A 214-nucleotide genomic window follows, 5' to 3' on the forward strand; every position below is an offset into this window, starting at 1 on the left:
ATTAATATCATTTTTAAACAGCTGCTTACTAATTGCACAAAAAGGATGTTTTTTTTGAACGAGGCAATTTTGTAGCTTTTTGGTATAATTAAGCCTATTGTAAAGTTGCCGTAACGTAAAGAAAATTTACACAAACGTTTGAAATAAAGGAATAAGTGAGTTAAAAACAGCGGATAAATTTATCGCACGCCTAAGAGCCTGTTTAAAATTTATC

It is taken from the genome of Pedobacter sp. UBA4863 (genome assembly GCF_002399615.1).
GTDB lineage: Bacteria > Bacteroidota > Bacteroidia > Sphingobacteriales > Sphingobacteriaceae > Pedobacter.